Below are 18,054 nucleotides of genomic sequence, written 5' to 3'. Positions count from 1 at the left end.
CGAGACGTATCGTCTCGTCAGACTCTAGAGGAGTGTCCACCCCTCCAACAAGACGTTTCGTCTCGCGGATGCTCCGTCAACGCCCGTGAGGACCGCCCGTCCTCCGTTGGGTAGGACGTGGTCATGTCAGAGATCACGACGCACGCTCCCGCCCCGCCGCACCGCCCCTTACGTCAGCTGCTGGCCGCATCGGTCGGCAACGCCGTGGAGTGGTACGACTGGTACGCGTACACCTTCCTGGCCACCCACATCGCCCGGCAGGTCTTCCCGTCCGGCGCGGGCGACTCCCTCGTCCCGCTGCTCTCCACCTTCGCCGTCTTCGCCGTCGGCTTCTTCATGCGCCCGGTCGGCGGGCTCCTGTTGGGCGCGATCGCCGACCGGCGGGGCCGGCGCACCGCGCTGACCGTGACCATCCTGCTCATGGGAGGCAGCAGCCTGCTGGTCGGCCTCACGCCGGCGTACACGGCCGCCGGGGCCTTTTCCCCGGTCGTCCTCGTGACCGCGCGGCTGCTCCAGGGCCTGTCCGTCGGCGGGGAGTTCGCCGCCTCGACCACCTTCCTCGTGGAGTCCGCGGGGCCCGGCCGCAGGGGCCTCTTCTCCTCGTTCCAGTACGTCTCCACCTCCATCGGCCAACTCGCCGCCTCCGGCCTGGCCGCGCTGCTCGTGGCCCTGCTCCCCGAGGACGCCATGAACGGCTGGGGGTGGCGTGTGCCCTTCCTGCTCGGCGCCGTCCTCAGCCTCGCGGGATTCTGGATCCGGCGGGGCGCCGAGGAGACCCTGGCCGGCCGCCCCGCCGAGGCCCCCCGCCCCGGGCTCTTCGACGCGCTCCGCCACCATCCGCGTGCCTCGCTGCTGACGGCCGGCATCACGGCCGGCGGAACCCTCGCCTACTACACGTGGACCTCGTACCTGCCGACGTACGCCGAGCTCCGGACCGGCCTCGCCAAGGGCGACGCGCTGCTCGCCGGGACCCTGTCCCTGGCGTTCTTCGCCCTGCTGCAGCCGGCCGGCGGCCTGCTGTCCGACCGCTACGGACGCAAGCCGTCCCTGCTGTTCTTCGGACTCGGCTTCGCCCTGCTCGTCGTGCCGCTGCTGCACGCCCTGGACGGCTCGTTCCTCTCCCTGCTGCTCGTCCAGTGCGCCGGCATGGTGCTGCTCACCGGCTTCACCTCGATCTCGGCGGCCGTGAACGCGGAGGTCTTCCCCGCCCGGGTACGCGCGGCGGGCATCGGCTTCCCGTACTCGCTGACGGTCGCCCTCTTCGGCGGCACGGCCCCGTACGTCGCCACCCTGCTGCAGGACCTCGGCAGGCCCGGCCTGTTCCCCTGGTACGTCGCCGCGCTGTGCCTGTGCTCCTCGGTGGTGTACCTGCGGCTGCCGGAGAGCGCCCACCGGCCCCTCGACCGCTGAGCGCCGTCCGCCCGCGACACGGGCCGGCGTTGCTGCGGCCCCGGCCGCCGGACCGGGGCCGCAGGACACCTCCTTCGACGGCCTCCGCCGCGGCCTAGCGGCGCGCGTCCACCACCGCGAGGAGCTTGCCGCTGGTCGGGCTGCGGTCCAGCGACGGGCCGTCGACCGCCTCGACCACCAGGTCCAGCAGCCGCTCGGTCACTGCCGAACGGAGCTCCGGATAGCCGGACAGGAAGACCTGGCGCAGCCGCTGCGGGTCCGTCGCCGGCCCCCGCTCCACCCGTACGGTCAGCCGCTCGCGCGCCTGCGTGCCGTCGAGCCTGATCTGCAACTCGCCGCGGTGGCCGCCCTGCTCCTCGGCCAGCGCCAGGAAGCGGCGGTGGTTCAGGAAGTGCGTGGCCACCCGCATCACGTCGCCGGTGCGGCCCATCAGCTCGAACCGGGGAGCCCGCCGGCCGCAGGGACAGCGGCCCGGCACCTCCCGGCCGAGGTCGCCTATCAGGTAGCGGCCCAGCTGCTGGCCGCGCCGGGCGTGCGTGGTGAAGACCAGCCGGCCCGTCTCACCCGGGGCCACGGGCCGGTCCTCGGCCAGGTCCACGATCTCCATGGTGTGGAGGTCGGCGTGCAGGTGGTGGACGCCGCCGGAGCTGTCCGCGCACTGGTAGCCCAGCGGGCCCAGGTCGGTGCTTCCGTAGGTGATCGAGCGGATGACCTCGATGCCGAACTCCGCCTTCAGCGTGCGCTGCTGCTCCCGCGTGAAGTGCTCGCCGCCGTAGAAGACCTTGCGCAGGCCCCCGTAGGCGCGCAGTGCGTCGGCCTCCGCGTGGAGCAGCTGCCACAGGTAGGAGGGCATGCCGAAGAGGGTGTCGGCCCGGTGCTCGACGATGGCCCGGACCGTGGCCCGGTGGTCCGCTCCCGCCGCCAGGGGCAGCTGCACCCCGCCGAGCCGTTCCAGTACGGAGAAGAAGCTGATGAAGCTGCCGTACATGCCGCCGCAGTAGAAGAGGTTGGCGGTGCGGTCCCCGGCCGGGTCGTAGCCGGCGGCGAGCAGGCCGCGGGCGGCGGCGTGCATCTGGGTGTCGTAGTCGTCGTAACTGAAGACCGACAGGGCGGGAGCGCCCGTGCTGCCGCCGCTGCGGAAGTACAGCTCGGCATCGGCCCGGGCCAGCTCCCGGGCCGGTCCCTGGACGTCCTCCTTGCCCAGCAGGGGGCCCGCCGGAGGCGGCAGGACGACGGGCCGGACCAGGTCGTCGAGGCAGGCGGTCGTGGCGAACCGGGCCGGGTCGGCCTGAACCGCGACGCGGCGGCTGTAGCGCTGGAGGGCGTAGACGCCGTCGTGCGGTTCGCCCGCGTAGCTCGCCGTCATGGCGCCGACCGGCGTGACGCGGGTGACGCCCGCCGCCAGGGCGGTGCGGGAGAGCTCGGCGATGTCGGACCGGCTGCCCGCGATGCCCGCCGTCTGCAGGTAGCGGCGCATCGGGCGCAGGGTGGCGATCAGTTGCCTGCGGGCCAGCGGCTTGACCCACACGCTGCGGTGCAGCGGCGAGGCCGTGAGCGGCGACCGGGTGTCGGCCATGACCCGCCACGAGCCGTCGGACGCGGCGAACACCCGGGTCAGGCCCAGGTGTTCCTCCAGCCGGGCCACCAGCTCGGTCGTCGTCAGCTCGGCCGCCTCGGCGGGGTCCGCTCCGCCCCCCGAAGCGGTGTCCGCCGCCGGCGGGCGGGTCGCGAGGACGGCGGCGAACCGCTCGGCGAAGGCGAACACCTCCGCCTCGTCCTCGGTGTCGAGGTAGACCACCTGGGGGCTGGAGCAGGCCTGCTGCTCGTGCCGGCACACGTCGTCCGCGAGGGCGTCGAGCGTGCCCGGATCCGACCAGGCGTCGCCCGTCAGGTACGCGAAGGAGATCCGGTGTCCCCACTCCACCAGCCGGCATCCGGCCGGCACATGGGCCGCCACCCCCTGGACGGCGTCCTCCCCGCCCCACACGGCGACGGCGTCCGCGGGCGCGCACATCAGGCGCAGCCACTCCTGCCGGGAGGACGGGAAGCGCAGGACGATGACCCGTGCGGCGAGCGCCCCGCTGGGATCGAGGGCCGCCAGCTCGGCCATCAGGTGCTGGGTCAGGAGCGTGTCGGCGCTGCTGGTCTTGAGGACGTTGACGTTCCCGGCCAGCAGCCCCTCGACGATGCTCAGCGGAGCGACCGTCGTGGCGTTGCCGGGGGCGATGTGGGCGACCAGGCCGACGGGTGCCCACGCCTCGTAGACGCTCTCGCGGGGATCGGGCCGGTCCAGCCGGCCGGGGGCCGCGCCGCCGAGTTCGCGGCGCAGCTTGCGGGTCAGCTCCCGCCGGCCCAGCAGGCCACCGAGCTCGGCCAGGACGGCCGGGTCCTCTTCTGGGGGCAGGTGTGCGGCGAGCCGGGTGTGTACGGGGTGGGCCGGGTCGCCCAGGGCGGTGGCGAGGGCGTCGCAGGCGGCCAGCACGGTCTCGGTGTCCAGTACCGTGGCCAGCGCGGCCTCGACGGCGGCCGGCAGGGCGGCGAGGCGCCGTCCGGCCTCCTCGTCGCCGATGAAGGCACCCTGCCAGTAGTGGTGCGCGCCGGCGTCGCCGTCCTGCTCGTGCGCGGCCTCGGTGATGCTCTTCGTCACGGTCACGCCATGCCCTTCATCAGTTCCGCTGCGGCCACCGCGCAGCTGCGGTTGCGGCTCACCCCGGCACGGCCGTGGACGGTGAACCAGGGGGTCTTCAGCTCGCACCCGCAGGCCTCGCCGGGGTGGAGGGAGGCGAGGTCGCCCATGACCACGCTCTGCGCCGGCACCGAGGTGATGTACGGCGACACCAGGTGCAGGTAGCCCCGCTCCCCGTACGGCAGGGGTTCGAGGGTGCGCGTGGAGCGGATCGTGACCCGGGACCACACGGGGGCGTGCAGCCGGTGGTGGTCGCACTCGATGTACGGGATGCAGTGCTCCACCGACCCGAAGGTGTCCCGGATCCGCTCGCCAGGGATCCCGAGCTGCCCGGTGACGCGTGCGTACAGCTCCTCCTTGCCGATGCGCCGGTCGGAGTGCCCCTTCCAGCCGCCGCCGAGGACGACGAGGGAGCCCTCGGGCAGGCGCAGCGGGGGCAGCCCCATGGCCCGCATCCGCTCCAGGGTGAAGAAGAGGAAGGCCGGGAAGCCGAGGATGCGGACCGGGGCGTCCTCCCGCTCGAAGCGGCGCAGGGCGGCGATGCAGCCGAAGGGGTCGAACTCGTGGTCGCCGCCGGTGTTGCGCAGGGCGTACTCGACGCTGCGCGCCGGGGCGAAGTCGCACAGGTAGTTGTCGGTGAAGGCGGTCCCGAGGTTGAGGGAGGGAGCCGGCTCGTAGCTGTACAGGAGGTAGTTGACCTCCTGGTCGGGGGTGATCCAGCCGTTGCGCTCGAAGATCCGGGCGACCATCCGCTGGGCGGAGCGGATCGTCCAGTGGTCGAAGAACATCTGCGACTTCTGGCCGGTGGTGCCGGAGGAGGTCAGGTGCAGCTCGACGTCCTCGCGGGGGACGGACAGGACCTCGTGCCGCTTGAAGAAGTTCGCGTGGACGAGCGGTGTCCGGTACGGATGTGCCGGGGGAGTGGCCTCGTACAGGGAGCGGAAGAAGGGGGAGCGTTCGACGTGCCAGGCGTTGGTCTCCGCCATGGCGGCGGCGAACAGCTCGTCCTCGGCGGGCCCGAAGGCGTACGGGTCGGTCAGGTCGCACAGCTGCTGTACGTGCGGCAGGAGGGCCGGGTCGGGTACGGCGACCGGCGCGAGATGGGGGTTCATGGGGCAACCTCGGATGACGTGGGCAGGTGTGTCGACGCCCAGGCCGACACGTAGCAGTCCAGATAGGGCTGGAGGGGCGGTTCGACGGCGACGCCGCGGAAGTCGATGCGCTCGCTGGAGCGGGACAGGACGGCGTAGTCGTGGAAGCCGTCGCCGTCCGCGCGCATCGCCGGGTAGACGGCCCCCGCGACGAACCCCTCGGCGAGGAAGGCCGCGAGGACCTCGTGGTGGGCGAGCGGAACCAGAGCCTCGACGTAGCCCGCTCCCGCCCGGGCCAGGGCCCGGGTGACGGGTTCGAGGCACGCGGAAGCGGCGGCCGGGTCGGGGTGGGCGGTGAGCAGGGAGCAGTACCCCCCGGCGCGGTTGAGGTAGGCGTAGACCTCGAAACGGCCGTCCTCGGGGGTCAGCAGCACGTTCGGGGTGTGCAGCGGGTAGAACCAGCCCTCGGCGCTCGGGAACCGCTCGCGGAAGCGGCGGCGTACGAAGGCCGGCGCCTCGATCATCTCCAGCCGGACCCCGTCGCCCCGCCGCGCGGGCGGGGCCGGGTGCGGGCCGGCGGCGGCCCGCACCCCGGAGTAGCCGATGCCCAGCGCGGCCCCCGCGGTGCGCAGCAACGGCAGGAGCGGGGCGGGCACTTCGGTGACGGGGATCCGGCGGTCCAGCACCCCGGCGGAGTGACGCGCGTAGAGTGCGAGGCTTTCGCGGCTGCGCAGATCCACCGCGTTGGGCAGGATGCCCAGCGGGCGGAAGCCGTTGCGGGCGACGACGCGCTGCGGGCCGGCGCTGACGGTGCGCACCGTCGCGTACACCGAGTCGAGCCGTCCCGTGTCCAGCATGCCCGCGCACAGGGCCCCGGTGAGGGTGGCGGCCAGTCCCGCCGCGCGGTGTCCGGGGTGTACGGCGATGCCCTCCAGACGGCCGATGCGGCTGCCCGCCTCACCGTGGATGGCGGCGGACGCGGTCAGGGCCCCGGTGTCCGCGCAGCGGCCGACGAGCCACAGCGAGTGCGGGTCCTCGATGAGCCGGGCCATCTCGGCCGGGTCGGTGCCCAGGGCCACGGGGTAGTGCGGTCCGTAGACGGCGTAGTAGAGCTGGCGCAGTTCGGCGATGTCCGCGCACGCGGCGGGGGTGATGACCGGGTTCACCGCTCACCTCCGGCGGGCCCGGCCGCGGGGGACTTCAGCAGGGCCAGCGCGCAGGCCGCGGGGACCAGGCCGGCGCCCTGCACCAGGCACAGCACCTGCGGGGAGAGGAAGTCGCCGGCGAAGCCGAACGCCAGGGAGGCCACGGGCAGGGAGGCGCCCAGCACGGCCTGCATCACGGCGAAGAAGCCGGGCTTGTCGGCCGGGGGCACCAGCCGCTGGAAGAGGGCCACGAAGCGGACGCTGACGGCCCCGGCACACCATCCGGCCACGGCCAGGCAGCCCATGATGACCGCCCGGTGGGCGACCAGCCCCGGCAGCGCGAGGGCGAGGGCCATCAGGCCCAGGCAGCAGGCACCGGCGAGCGTGGGGCGTCCCGGCACGCGGGTGCCGGTGAAGGCGCCGACGAGCGTACCGGTGCCGAGGGCGGCCTCCAGCAGGGCCACGGTGGCGCCACCGCCCGCGAGGACCGAGCGGGTGTAGAGGGGGATGACGACGAACACGGCGGCGGTGAAGAGGTTCGCCGCGGTGAAGCAGATCAGGATCCTTCGCACGTAGGGGAGTTCCCCGAGGATGCGGCGCAGCGTGCGCCGCGGCGGCGGGCCCGGCGCGTCGGCTCCGGCGCCCGGCACGACGGTGCGGAAACGGGCGCTCGCGACGAGGAGGGCGGCGCCGAGGTAGGCGGCCGCGCAGCCGGCGGCCAGGCCGGCCACACCGGTCCGGTCGACGGTCAGGGCGCCGAGCAGCGCTCCGCCGAGGCCGGCCAGGGACTGGGTGGACAGCTCGAAGCCGGTGGCGGTCTCGATGTCGGCGTCGTCGACGAGTTCGGGCACCGAGGTGGTCAGGCAGGGGTCGAAGAACGCCTGGCAGGTCGCCAGGGCGAGACCGGCCGCGTACACGGTGGCGAGCGGCAGGCCGCCGCCGTACGCCCACAGCGCCAGGGCCCCCGAGGCGCCCCCGGCCAGGGCTGCGGCGGTCCGCAGCACCGAACGGTGCGCGCACCGGGCGACCGCCGCCGCCACGACGGGCGCCAGCGCCACGGCGGGCAGGGTGCAGGCCGCCATGAACAGCCCGGAGGCGAGCCCGCGCGCGTCGTGCACGGCGTAGGCGACGATCCACCAGGCCACGCCGACCTGGAACATCCGCACGGCGGCCTGGCTGAGGATCTGGCCGAGCCACACGGCGCCGAAGGCGCGGTTGCGCAGGACCAGCGGAACGCGCCGCCGGCCGGCCGCGGTCTCCGTCGCCGTCGCGGCCTCGGCACCGGTCGGGGTCTCGGTCTCGGTCTCGGGCAGGGCGGTGGTCATGCGGTCGGCCTCTCGTCGAGGACCCGGACGAGCTTGCCCGAGCGCGGGTTGACGGCGAGGTCGCGGTGGCGCACCCACTCCACGGACAGCGGGTGCACGAATCCGGCGCGCACGCTGTCGGGATACAGCGGCCGCACGTTCTCCAGCTCCGCCACGACGGCCTCGGACAGCTCCTGCCGGCCGTGCCGGCCGTGCCGGTCGTGGTCACCGGGGGACGTCGCCAGCCGCAGGACGAGCCCGTCGCGGCCCTCCCAGCGGCGGACGACGAGCTGCATGCCGACCACCTGGCCCGCGGTGTCCGCCGCGGCCACGGCGTCCTGGGCGTCCTGGGTGTAGAGGGAGACGGGACCCACCCGCACGCCCTCCTCGGCGCGGCCGAGTATCCGGAAGTGCCCCGGCCCGGTGCCGGTCCACTCGGCCCGGTCGCCCGCGGGGTAGCGGATGACCGGCATCAGGCGGCGGAAGAGGCTGGTGACCACGACCCGGCCGGGACGGCCCGGTTCGGTGATGGGCTCACCGGTGCAGTCGTCCAGGATCTCGACGACCGAGTACGGCGTGAAGGGGCGGTGCACGCGGGCGTCGGGGCCGGGTACGGGATGGCCGAGCAGACCCGCGTCGACGCTGGCGTATCCGACGGAACGGGCCTCGGCGCGCGGGAACGCGGCGGCCAGCAGGCGCCGCTGGTCGTCGAAGAGGGCCTCGCCGCCGAAGAGCAGCAGCTCCACCGCGTCGAGCCGGACACCGGACGACACGACCTGCTCGGCGAGCCGGCACAGCGTGGTCGGTGTGCCGGCCAGCACCTGGGCGGCGAGGTCGCGCAGCGTGGGGATCGTCGACTCCGGCGGCGCGCCGCCGCCGATGGGCAGGCGGACGTTGTCGACGGGCGCGTGGGCGAGCGAGTCGAGGACGAAGAGGAAGCTGGCGTACAGCTCCCCGGCGTAGAAGAGGTCGGCGACGCGGTGCCCCGGGCGCAGGCCCGCGTCCACGAGCCCCTGGCCGAAGGCGGTGACGAACGTGCGCCACTCGTCGCGGGTGTAGACGGAGAACTTGGGGGACCCGGTGGTCCCGCCGGTCTTGTAGACCGTGGCCTCGCCGAGCGGGCCGGTCAGCACGCGGTTGTCGCGAAGGGTGTTGGCCGCCCAGAACGCTTGCTGGTCGACCACCGGCAGGTCGGTGAGGCGGTCGGCGTCGGCCGGAAGGGACGCGTAAAGGTCCCGGTAGAAGGGCGAGTTGTGACGGGCGAAACGTATGAGGTCCGAGAGCTGCAGGGCGGACATGGGCCTTTGCCTAGGTGGTGGATCGGAACGGAAGCCGCGGCTCTGCGCGGCGGGAGCGGGCACGCTCCGGCCGGACGGGCCGGGGTGAACGAGGGACCCCCCGGTGCCCTCGCCTGCTCGGTGAACGCCAGAACATGACGCTCAGTCACGATGATGAAACATCAGTGCACCGATCACCAAATTGGGTAAATATTTTCGGCCAGCACGGCTCCATTCATAAAATTTTCCGCTCAACTACCGGGAGTCCGACGACGGTCCTACCGCCGGGCGTCCTCGAACTGGGCTCCGAACCCCGCCTGCTCGGCCAGGCTCCGCAGCTGGTCGTCGGGCAGGGCACCGGCCCGCAGGAGGGCGGCCATGTCGGCCGGGCCGATGCCCGCGTCGCCCAGGATGCCCAGCGCGCCGGCCGGTGAAGGACCGGCCACCCCCTTCCCGGGCCCGTTGACGCGCAGGACGTCCAGGACCTGGGCGGCGAGCGTGTGCTGCTCGGCGGCCCGGGTGTCCGACAGCATCAGGTCCGTCCCGCCCGCCGTGGGGCGCACGATCAGGAAGAACTCCTCGTCCGCGTTGAAGAACCCGAACACGGCGTCCGCGTCGCCGGTCCAGGCCTCGCGCACGGCGCTGATCGCCTCGTCGAGACCGGTCAGCGCGGTGCGCTCCAGCCGGATGCACTTCCAGCCGCCGCTGCTGTGGACGACGGCGACGGCGTAGCGGTGGTTCGCGTGTTCTCTCACGCCTCCACACCTGCCCTGCCCGCCACCCGGTCAGCCACGATGGCGCCGGGCATACCCCGCACGGAGCAGCCGGCTTCCCGCCCGGGGGTGCCCCCGATCCGCCCCGATCCGCATCGGGCGGCCCGCGGTACGTGCAGACCGGCCCCGGGCGGGGCAGGTGCGGGGGAGACCTGGCAGGCGAGAGAAGGGACGGACACCGTGGAACGACCGAGGATCCTCGTGGTGGGAGCCGGATTCGCCGGGGTGGAGTGCATCCGCCGGCTGGAGCGCAGGCTGGCGCCCGCCGAGGCGGACATCGCCCTGGTCACCCCCAACTCCTACCAGCTCTACCTGCCGTTGCTGCCACAAGTGGCGTCCGGAGTGCTCACCCCGCAGTCCGTCGCCGTCTCCCTGCGGCGCAGCAGCCGCTACCGCACCCGGATCATCCCCGGCGGCGCCGTCGGCGTGGACACCCGGGCGAAGGTCTGCATCATCCGCAAGATCACCGGCGAGCTGACGGAACGGGCCTACGACTACCTCGTGCTGGCTCCCGGCAGCATCACCCGCACCTTCGACATCCCCGGCCTCACCGAGCACGCCCGGGGCATGAAGACCCTCGCCGAAGCCACCTATCTGCGCGACCACGTCATCTCCCAGCTGGACCTGGCCGACGCGAGCGAGGACGAGGCGGAACGGGCCTCCCGGCTGTGCTTCGTCGTGGTCGGCGGCGGGTACGCCGGCACCGAGACGGCGGCTTGCCTGCAACGTCTCACCCACCACGCCGTCAAGCGCTACCCCCGGCTGGACCCCCGCCAGATCACCTGGCACCTCCTCGACCTCGCCCCCCGGCTCATGCCCGAGCTCGGCGACTCCCTGGGGCGGGCCGCCCTGGACATCCTGCGCCGCCGCGGCATCCAGGTCTCCCTCGGCGTCAGCGTCGCCAAGGCCGGACCCACGGAGGTGACGCTGACCGACGGCAGGGTGCTGCCCAGCAGGACCCTCATCTGGACGGCGGGGGTGGCCGCCAGCCCCCTGATCGGCACCCTCGGCGCGGAAACCGTGCGCGGCAGGCTGCTGGTGACGCCGGAGATGACGGTGCCCGGCGCGGCCGGGGTCTTCGCGCTGGGAGACGCCGCGGCCGTCCCCGACCTCGCCGCCGGGCAGGAGGGCGCCCTCTGCCCGCCCACCGCCCAGCACGCCCTGCGCCAGGGCCGCGTCCTCGCGGACAACCTGGTCGCGACACTGCGCCGGCGGCCGCTGCGCCCGTACGTGCACAAGGACCTGGGACTCGTCGTCGACCTGGGCGGCACCGACGCGGTGTCCAAGCCGCTGGGGGTCCCGCTGCGCGGCCTGCCGGCCCAGGCCGTGGCCCGCGGCTACCACTGGTCCGCGCTGCGGACCAATGTCGCCAAGACGCGCGTCCTGACGAACTGGCTGCTCAACGCGGTGGCCGGGGACGACTTCGTCCGGACGGGCCTGCGGGCCTCCAAGCCGCCGACCCTGCGGGAATTCGAGCACAGCGACGCCTACCTGACCCCCGATCAGGTACGGGCCCACACGGCGGCCCTGCGCGCCACCGGCTGAGGGAGCGCGGGGCAGGGGAGCGGTTGCGGCATCCCCTCGCACGGGAGGGGATGCCGGGAACCCCGGGTCCGGCGACCGGAAAGGCCGCCTCCGCGGCGGGCGTCACGACGGGCGGGGTGCACTCTCCCGGTCGGGCTCCGTGCCGGCCGCGTGATCCGGACCCCCGGCCGGGACGGCAGCACGCAGCGCCGCCTCGACCCCGGCGGTTGCCGGTCATGGACGCCGTGACGGCCGTCATCGACAGGAGGAGGCCGGCAGCGGTGTAGAGCGGGGTGCGCACGTCGCAGGCGGTGGCAAGCCGGCCGCCGAGGAAGGCGCCGAACGGGGCCGCGCACCTGCCGAGCATGCGGGAGGTGGAGGCGCCCCGGCCCATCAGCGCGGCGGGCAGTGACCGCGACAGCCCCTCACCCGCCGCGGCAACGGCGGCCCGGACGCGCCGTGCCGGTGTCGGCCCGAGCCCGTCCCCGGAGGGGATTGCGGATTCCTCTGATGGCATCGGCACTTCCACCGAGCTCGCTCACCCCCAGGAGGGCGGCGGAATCATCCCGGCGTTCGACGACGCGCTCCCGCTTCCGCCCGGCGGCTCGGCCGCCGCCGTCACCCCGCTCCTGTACGAAGGACCGCCGCCCTTTTGCGCGGGTCGTACGCCGGCCCGACACCCTCGATCAGCAGCAGGTCCCCCTCGATGTGGTCGGTCCGCAGCCGCAGGATCTCCTGGTAGGCGGGGGACTCGTACCAGGCCTGTGCCACGGCCAGGTCGGGGAACTCGATCAGCACCATGCTGCCGGGCCAGGCCCCTTCCACCACCCGGGCCGGAGGGCCGTGGATGACGAAGCGGCCGTCGAAGGGATCGAGGGTGTCCTGGATGCGCTCCAGGTACTCCAGGATGTCGGGGTGATGACGACGGTTGCGCAGATGTGCGAAGCCGTAAGCAGACATGTCACGTTCCTTTGCCGCCTGTCCGCGTCCCCGTGCGGGACAACGCTCCGAACGTAGCCAGGCGGCCCGTTGCGCGGCCATTACCGCAGAGGTAATCGCCTGCCGACGCAGGGGCGGCATCCCTCTCGCTCCGGAGCGGTCCGGGGCGACAGTATGGGGTGGCTCCCGGAGGCGGAAGCGGAAGCGGAAACGTGAACCGTTCCCCGTCCTGGCCGAGATCTCCACCCGACCCGAAGGGGTGTGCGCACATGCCCGACCAATCGAGCGCCGAGACCGGGGACCGCGTCGAGCTCGCCCCCGGCGAAGTCCCCTCCGACGGCCGCTTCGCCAACCCCGACCTCCTCCCCGTACCGGTCGGGGCCCGGCGGTGGACGACGTACAACTTCACCGCCCTGTGGGTCGGCATGGCGCACAACATCCCCTCCTGGCTGCTCGCCTCCGGGCTGGTGGCCCTCGGCATGGACTGGAAGCAGGCCGTCTTCACCATCGCGCTCGCCAACCTGGTCGTGCTCGTGCCGATGCTCCTCACCGGGCACGCCGGCCCCAAGTACGGGATCCCGTTCCCCGTTCTGGCCCGCGCCTCGTTCGGGGTCCGCGGCGCCAACCTGGCCGCGCTCATCCGGGCGGCCGTGGCCTGCTGCTGGTTCGGGATCCAGACCTGGATCGGCGGGTCCGGGATCTTCGTCCTGCTCGGCAAGATCTTCGGCGGCTGGGCGGGGGCCGCCGAGATCGGCGGCGAGCCGTGGACGCTGTGGCTGTGCTTCGTCGTCTTCTGGGTCCTCGAGCTCGCCATCATCTACCGGGGGATGGAGGCCCTGCGACGCTTCGAGAACTGGGCCGCGCCCTTCGTCATCGTCGGCGCGCTGACCCTGCTGGTGTGGACCGGGGTGAAGGCGGGCGGCTTCGGCGAACTGCTCGACCAGCCGTCCCGGCTCGGCTGGGGCGCGGACTTCTGGCCGGTCTTCTTCCCCTCGCTCATGGGGATGATCGCCTTCTGGTCCACCCTCTCCCTCAACATCCCCGACTTCACACGCTTCGGCGCGGGCCAGCGCTCCCAGATCCTCGGACAGACCCTCGGGCTGCCGACGACGATGACCCTCTTCGCGCTGCTGTCGGTGTTCGTCACCTCCGGCTCGGAGGCGGTGTACGGAGCCCCGATCTGGGACCCCGTGGAGCTCGCCGCCAAGGCCGACAGCGTCTTCGGGCTGCTGTTCGCCCTGGTCACCGTGCTGGTCGCGACGATCTCGGTGAACATCGCGGCGAACGTCGTCTCCCCGGCCTACGACCTGGCCAACCTGGCCCCCCGCCTGATCGACTTCCGCCGGGGCGCGCTGATCACCGGCGTGGTCGGCGTGCTGGTCATGCCGTGGCAACTGACGTCCACCCCCGAGCTGTACATCTTCACCTGGCTGGGCCTGGTCGGCGGGCTGCTCGGTGCCGTGGCCGGCGTCCTCATCGCGGACTACTGGGTCGTGCGCCGCACCCGGCTCTCGCTGCCCGGCCTCTACCAGGAGGGCGGCCCGTACTGGTACACGGGAGGCTGGAACCTCCGGGCCCTGGCCGCCTTCGCGGCCGGCGGGGTACTGGCCATCGGCGGCTCCCACTCGTCCCCCGGCAAGGGCCCGTTCCCCGAAGCGGGCCTGATCCCCTTCCTCAAGCCGCTGGCGGACTACGGCTGGGCGGTGGGCCTGACCGCGTCCCTGCTGCTCTACGCGGCGCTCATGAGCGGGGCGCGTCCCGGCGCACCGGGAGCCGACCGGGCGGACGGCCGGCCGGCCTGAGGCCGATGCGGGGCCCGGAAGCCGCCGTGAGGGGCCGTTGTCAGTGGTACCCCGTAGCGTCGTCGGCATGGGAACGGTGACGGTCGTCGACGAGACGACAACGGGGGACAGGGGCGCAGTCTTCGGACTCGAGATCGCCGAGGAGCGGCTCACCGTGCGTGAGTTGATCCGGCGGCGGGCCTTCCAGGAGGCCGCGGAGTTCAACGCGCGCGCGGAGCCGCACATGTTCCAGGGCCTCGTGCAGCCGCAGGACACCGAGCGGGTTCCGAGCGGATACGCGCTGCGCACCCCGCGCCGCATCGACCCGCAGGCCCAGGCGCAGCGCGCGCTGGCCGCGTTCGCGGGGAACGGGTTCCTGGTGCTCGTCGGGGACCGGCAGGTCACGGACCCGGACGAGGAGCTGGAGCTGCCGCCCGGCGTCGAGGTGACGTTCCTGAAGCTCGTGCCGCTGGTGGGTGGCTGACCGTGGACGCGCCGGGCAAGCTGAGCAGGATCCAGGGCCACGCGGCCGCGCGCGAGGCCGGTCCGCTCGCGTACGAGGCGCTGGGCCTGGCGACGGCCCGGGCGACCGTCAGCGGGGACGTCTGGGTCCGGACGATCGAGCTGCTGGAGGGCCTCGATCCCGCGGTGCGCGCGGACGTCGCACGAGAGTTCGGCCGGCTGTACACCACGTTCGGCTCCGAGGAGCGCCCGCGGTCGAAGGTGTTGCGGCTCCTGCAAGCCGTGGGTGCGGGCCTGCCCGGTGATCCGCTCGCCGCTGAGCGCACCGCCGAGCTGGACAAGCTCGGCAGGGAGGTTTCCAGCTGGTCCGACGGTGACGCACGGTTCGCCGCCGAGCACGAACTGGCCGCCGGGCGAACCCTGTCGGCACCCGTCGTGGCGTTCCTGCGGCGATCCGCACTGGAGGCGTACCGCCGGCCGGAGATGGCGGCCTTGGCGAAAAGGCTGACGGAACCCGTGCTGAACGTGGGAGAGGCATGGGCCGAGCAGGCCATGAAGGAGGCCGCCGGGGAACCCGGACTGCTGCCCCTGCTCGTCCACGCCACCACCGCGACGTCGGCCAAACCCACGGCCCAGTGGGACAAGGCCGCTCTCACCCTCGCCGCATCCCTCGGCACCGACGCCGTGCGCGCGGCGGTGCTCGGCTGGCTCCCGCTCGTCGGCCGCCCCCGCACCTTCGCGTTCACCACCGTGCAGTACGGGCCCGACCCCCACCTCGTCTTCGACCCGCGCAACGCCAACGCCCTGCGTGGCCTCGCCCGGATCCTCGCCCTGCTGCCCGCCCACCCGGACACGGCCCGCGCTCTCGGCGCCCTCGTCGAGACCTCTCTGAAGAAGGTCCCCGGCCTCGGGCCCGTGAACCCCAAGGTCGCCAACGCCGCGGTCACGGCCCTCGCCCGTATCGACAGCGAGGCGGCCCTCGCCGAGCTGGCCCGGCTCGCCACCCGCACCACCTACAAGGGCACCCTCAAACTGCTCAACACCGCCCTCGACACCCGGGCGGCAGCGCTCGGCCTCAGCCGGGAGGAGATCGAGGAACTGGCCGTGCCCGCCTACGGGCTGACCGAGGTCGGCCGCTGCGCGACACAGCTCGGTGACGTCACCGCCCTGCTGGAGATCGAGGGCCCCAAAGCCGTCCTGCGCTGGCGCTCCGCCGGCGGAAAGGAGATCAAGTCCGTCCCCGCCGCGGTCCGGCGCGACCACCCCGAGGAGCTGAAGGAGCTCAAGGCCGCCGTCAGGGACATCGACAGGATGCTCGGCGCCCAGACCGAGCGCCTGGACCGGCAGTTCCTCGCCCGCCGCACGTGGTCCTACGCCGCCTGGCGCGACCGCTACCTCGACCACCCCCTCGTCGGCAGCCTCGCCCGCCGCCTGCTGTGGACGGTCGACGGCACCGCGGCCGGCTTCGCCGACGGCGCCCTGCGCACCCTCGCCGACGAGCCGGTCGAGCCGGCCGGCCACGACACGGAGGTCACCCTCTGGCACCCCGTCGGCCGCGAGCCCGCCGAGGTCGTCGCCTGGCGGGACTGGCTGGAGCGGCACGCGATCACCCAGCCCTTCAAACAGGCCCACCGCGAGGTGTACCTGCTGACCGACGCGGAGCGGGCGACGGGCACGTACTCGAACCGGTTCGCGGCGCACATCGTCCGCCAGCACCAGTTCCACTCCCTCGCCGCGGTCCGCGGCTGGCGCAACAAGCTCCGCCTCTGCGTCGACGACTCGGCTCCACCCGCCACGCGTGAACTCCCGCAGTGGGGCCTGCGCGCCGAGTACTGGATCGAAGGCGAGGGCGAGGACTACGGCGTCGACACCACCGAGTCGCGGCCCCGCTTGGCACCGGAGCGGGGCCACTGCGCCCCGTCATCCCCCTCCCGGACGGTGGCGACGCGGCGCGGGCCTGTTCGGCGGAAACCCGTGCCGGTCGCGCCTCCGGGCCGGCGGCGGCCCCGCTCATTAGCCTGGGCCCATGACCCCCGAGTCCCACCCGGTCCCGGACCGGTACACCGTCGTTCTCCGCCCCGGCCCGCCCGGCGTCCAGGACGCCAAGGGCCACGACGCGGTCCTGCGCACCGCCCGGGTCGAGAGGACCGGCGCCACCGGTGTCTCCGGCTACCCGTGCTACGAGGGGGAGGGGGTCCGGGCGGAGATCGACCCCGAGAGCAGGGCCGTGGAGGCGGTCACCGTGGACGGCGGGGAGCTCCCGTACGGCTGGATCGCCCAACTGACCGACGACGCCCCCGGCCGCCGGCGGACCTGACCCGGACTCTCCCGTGGTCCCACCGCCCGGCTACTTGGCGATCTTCCGCAGGATCAGGGGGGCGAGGCGGCCGGGCCCATCGGATGACAGTCGGCCGCCGCCGGGCCGGCCCGGCCCGGTAGGGCGTCACTGCCCGCGCGGCCGAGGGCCGAGGAGGGCCCGGGCGATGGCCGTCTGCTCGGGCTGTAGCGTGACCGCGCCGTCCTCGATGTCCCAGAGGCAGTTCTGCAGGACGCGGCCGAGCGTCCATCCGCGGGCCCGGTCCCGGTCCAGACCGACGACCTCCGTCATGAGGTCGAAGCGGTGGCGGACGGCCCGGGGGACGTCTCCGGCGCCGAGGACGTCGTCCCACCGGTTGCGCAGCGCGGGCAGCAGTTCGAAGCCGGGATCGCCGGCGAGCGGCTTGGGGTCGATGGCGAGCCACGGAGCCCGTCCGGACGCCTGAGAGGACGCAAGAGGAGCGAGGACGTTGTCGTAGTGCAGATCCCAGTGCAGGAGCCGGTCGCCGGGTTCGTCGAGCAGTTCCCCCATCGCAGCCGCGCACGAGGCCAGTAGCCGTCGCTCGGACGGATCGGCCAGGGACCGGGAGTACACGGGGAACCGGTCGAGCATCGCGGCGGCGATGTCGCCCAGCCGGCGCAGGCCGACGGGGGCCGGAACGGCGGACAGGTGCGCCAGCAGCTCGGAAAGGAAGGTGAGGGCCGCGGTGCCGTCGGGCACCGCCGAGAGCGACCTGCCGGCGTCGAGACGTTCCAGCAGCAGGGCACCGCGCTCCGGAGCGGCGTTCAGCAGTCCGGCCGCGTGGCGGTCGCCCCAGACGCGCAGGGCCAGCGGCTCGTCGCGTGTCTCCTCGTCGACGGGCTGGAGTTTGAGCACGGCGGGCGGGCCGTCCGCCTGGAGCACCGGCAGGACGAGCGCGACGGCCCCGTGTGCCGGCGGCCCGTCCAGGCGCAGGTTCCAGCGGCCCAGCAATTCCCCGGCCAGGGCGGGCAGGGCGGCGGTCCACGCCTGCCGGCCCTCTGCCTCCTGCGAGGCGGCGAGGGCCGCCGGTACTTCTACCTGGAACCGAGACCGGCTGATGGCCACGATGCTCCCCGGATGGCGACGTCGTCGAAGTGCCAGCATGCCTGACGGCCACCGGCCACCGGCCACCGGCCACCGCCGCCGAGCCGGGATCGTCCGCCTCGACGCGGCACCCGGAGGTTGCGTGACATGACACACAGGGCGCACGGCGCTCCGGCGGGCGTGTGGAGATCGACCGGGCACGCGCAATTCATCATTTGTCCGTGTTTGCCGTAGACATGTCGCACTCCACCAGAAACGGAATTGTCGATTCTCATTCGCT

At 73.5% G+C, this 18,054-nt stretch carries 13 protein-coding genes and 2 pseudogenes; 6 read left to right on the top strand and 9 right to left on the bottom strand.

The genetic code is table 11. From position 1 onward, the window contains the following. Positions 1-123: 123 nt before the first annotated feature. Entirely contained in the window at positions 124-1,410 is a 1,287-nt protein-coding gene (locus B4U46_RS01460) for an MFS transporter (protein ID WP_079423323.1), read from the top strand. 94 nt (positions 1,411-1,504) lie between these two features. On the opposite strand, the gene B4U46_RS01455 is transcribed toward B4U46_RS01460, so the two are convergent. The 6 genes from B4U46_RS01455 to B4U46_RS01430 form a co-directional block, all read right to left on the bottom strand. Then, positions 1,505-4,063: an acyl-CoA reductase gene (locus B4U46_RS01455; RefSeq protein WP_261340937.1), complete on the bottom strand. Its 2,559-nt coding sequence runs from the start codon at positions 4,061-4,063 to the stop codon at positions 1,505-1,507. Next, the gene (locus tag B4U46_RS01450; protein ID WP_079423321.1) at positions 4,060-5,208 is read right to left on the bottom strand and encodes an acyl-protein synthase; all 1,149 of its coding nucleotides are present in this window, start codon (positions 5,206-5,208) and stop codon (positions 4,060-4,062) included. The genes B4U46_RS01455 and B4U46_RS01450 overlap by 4 nt, the downstream gene beginning before the upstream one ends. Next, positions 5,205-6,353: a GNAT family N-acetyltransferase gene (locus B4U46_RS01445; protein WP_167747561.1), complete on the bottom strand. Its 1,149-nt coding sequence runs from the start codon at positions 6,351-6,353 to the stop codon at positions 5,205-5,207. The genes B4U46_RS01450 and B4U46_RS01445 overlap by 4 nt, the downstream gene beginning before the upstream one ends. Next, entirely contained in the window at positions 6,350-7,657 is a 1,308-nt protein-coding gene (locus B4U46_RS01440; RefSeq protein WP_079423319.1) for an MFS transporter, read from the bottom strand. Before B4U46_RS01440 ends, B4U46_RS01445 begins: the two co-directional genes overlap by 4 nt. Next, a complete protein-coding gene (locus B4U46_RS01435) occupies positions 7,654-8,934 on the bottom strand; it encodes a phenylacetate--CoA ligase family protein (protein ID WP_079423317.1) in 1,281 nt (426 codons plus the stop codon). The genes B4U46_RS01440 and B4U46_RS01435 overlap by 4 nt, the downstream gene beginning before the upstream one ends. Positions 8,935-9,191: 257 nt before the next feature. Next, complete coding sequence (locus tag B4U46_RS01430; RefSeq protein WP_079423315.1) at positions 9,192-9,668, bottom strand: tRNA adenosine deaminase-associated protein; 477 nt, start codon at positions 9,666-9,668, stop codon at positions 9,192-9,194. Positions 9,669-9,866: 198 nt separating this feature from the next. Between B4U46_RS01430 and B4U46_RS01425 the strand changes: the two genes are divergently transcribed. Continuing rightward, positions 9,867-11,231, top strand: coding sequence for an NAD(P)/FAD-dependent oxidoreductase (locus tag B4U46_RS01425; RefSeq protein ID WP_079423312.1), 1,365 nt, complete (start codon positions 9,867-9,869; stop codon positions 11,229-11,231). 102 nt (positions 11,232-11,333) lie between these two features. On the opposite strand, the pseudogene B4U46_RS38745 reads toward B4U46_RS01425, so the two are convergent. After that, positions 11,334-11,655 (bottom strand): annotated as a pseudogene (locus tag B4U46_RS38745) (MFS transporter); the annotation flags it as partial. A gap of 173 nt (positions 11,656-11,828) precedes the next feature. Beyond that, positions 11,829-12,170 (bottom strand): DUF1330 domain-containing protein, encoded by a 342-nt coding sequence (locus tag B4U46_RS01415; protein WP_079423310.1) that lies wholly within the window; start codon positions 12,168-12,170, stop codon positions 11,829-11,831. 248 nt (positions 12,171-12,418) lie between these two features. On the opposite strand from B4U46_RS01415, the gene B4U46_RS01410 reads away from it, so the two are divergent. The 4 genes and pseudogenes from B4U46_RS01410 to B4U46_RS40235 all read left to right on the top strand — a co-directional run bounded on the left by B4U46_RS01410 (position 12,419) and on the right by B4U46_RS40235 (position 16,709). Further along, entirely contained in the window at positions 12,419-13,951 is a 1,533-nt protein-coding gene (locus B4U46_RS01410; protein ID WP_079423308.1) for an NCS1 family nucleobase:cation symporter-1, read from the top strand. 67 nt (positions 13,952-14,018) lie between these two features. Next, positions 14,019-14,414, top strand: coding sequence for a hypothetical protein (locus B4U46_RS01405; RefSeq protein ID WP_079423306.1), 396 nt, complete (start codon positions 14,019-14,021; stop codon positions 14,412-14,414). 461 nt (positions 14,415-14,875) lie between these two features. Further along, positions 14,876-16,129, top strand: a pseudogene (locus B4U46_RS40240) (DUF4132 domain-containing protein); the annotation flags it as partial. A 289-nt stretch (positions 16,130-16,418) separates the two neighbouring features. After that, positions 16,419-16,709, top strand: a complete 291-nt coding sequence (locus B4U46_RS40235; RefSeq protein WP_079431484.1) for a DUF6296 family protein — start codon at positions 16,419-16,421, stop codon at positions 16,707-16,709. A 126-nt stretch (positions 16,710-16,835) separates the two neighbouring features. On the opposite strand, the gene B4U46_RS01390 is transcribed toward B4U46_RS40235, so the two are convergent. Next, positions 16,836-17,789 (bottom strand): aminoglycoside phosphotransferase family protein, encoded by a 954-nt coding sequence (locus tag B4U46_RS01390; RefSeq protein WP_208949833.1) that lies wholly within the window; start codon positions 17,787-17,789, stop codon positions 16,836-16,838. Between the last annotated feature and the right edge of the window lie 265 nt (positions 17,790-18,054).

This window comes from Streptomyces katrae (assembly GCF_002028425.1).
GTDB lineage: Bacteria > Actinomycetota > Actinomycetes > Streptomycetales > Streptomycetaceae > Streptomyces > Streptomyces katrae_A.
Note: the sequence above shows the minus strand (reverse complement) of the source record. Positions and strands in the feature narration are given on the sequence as shown.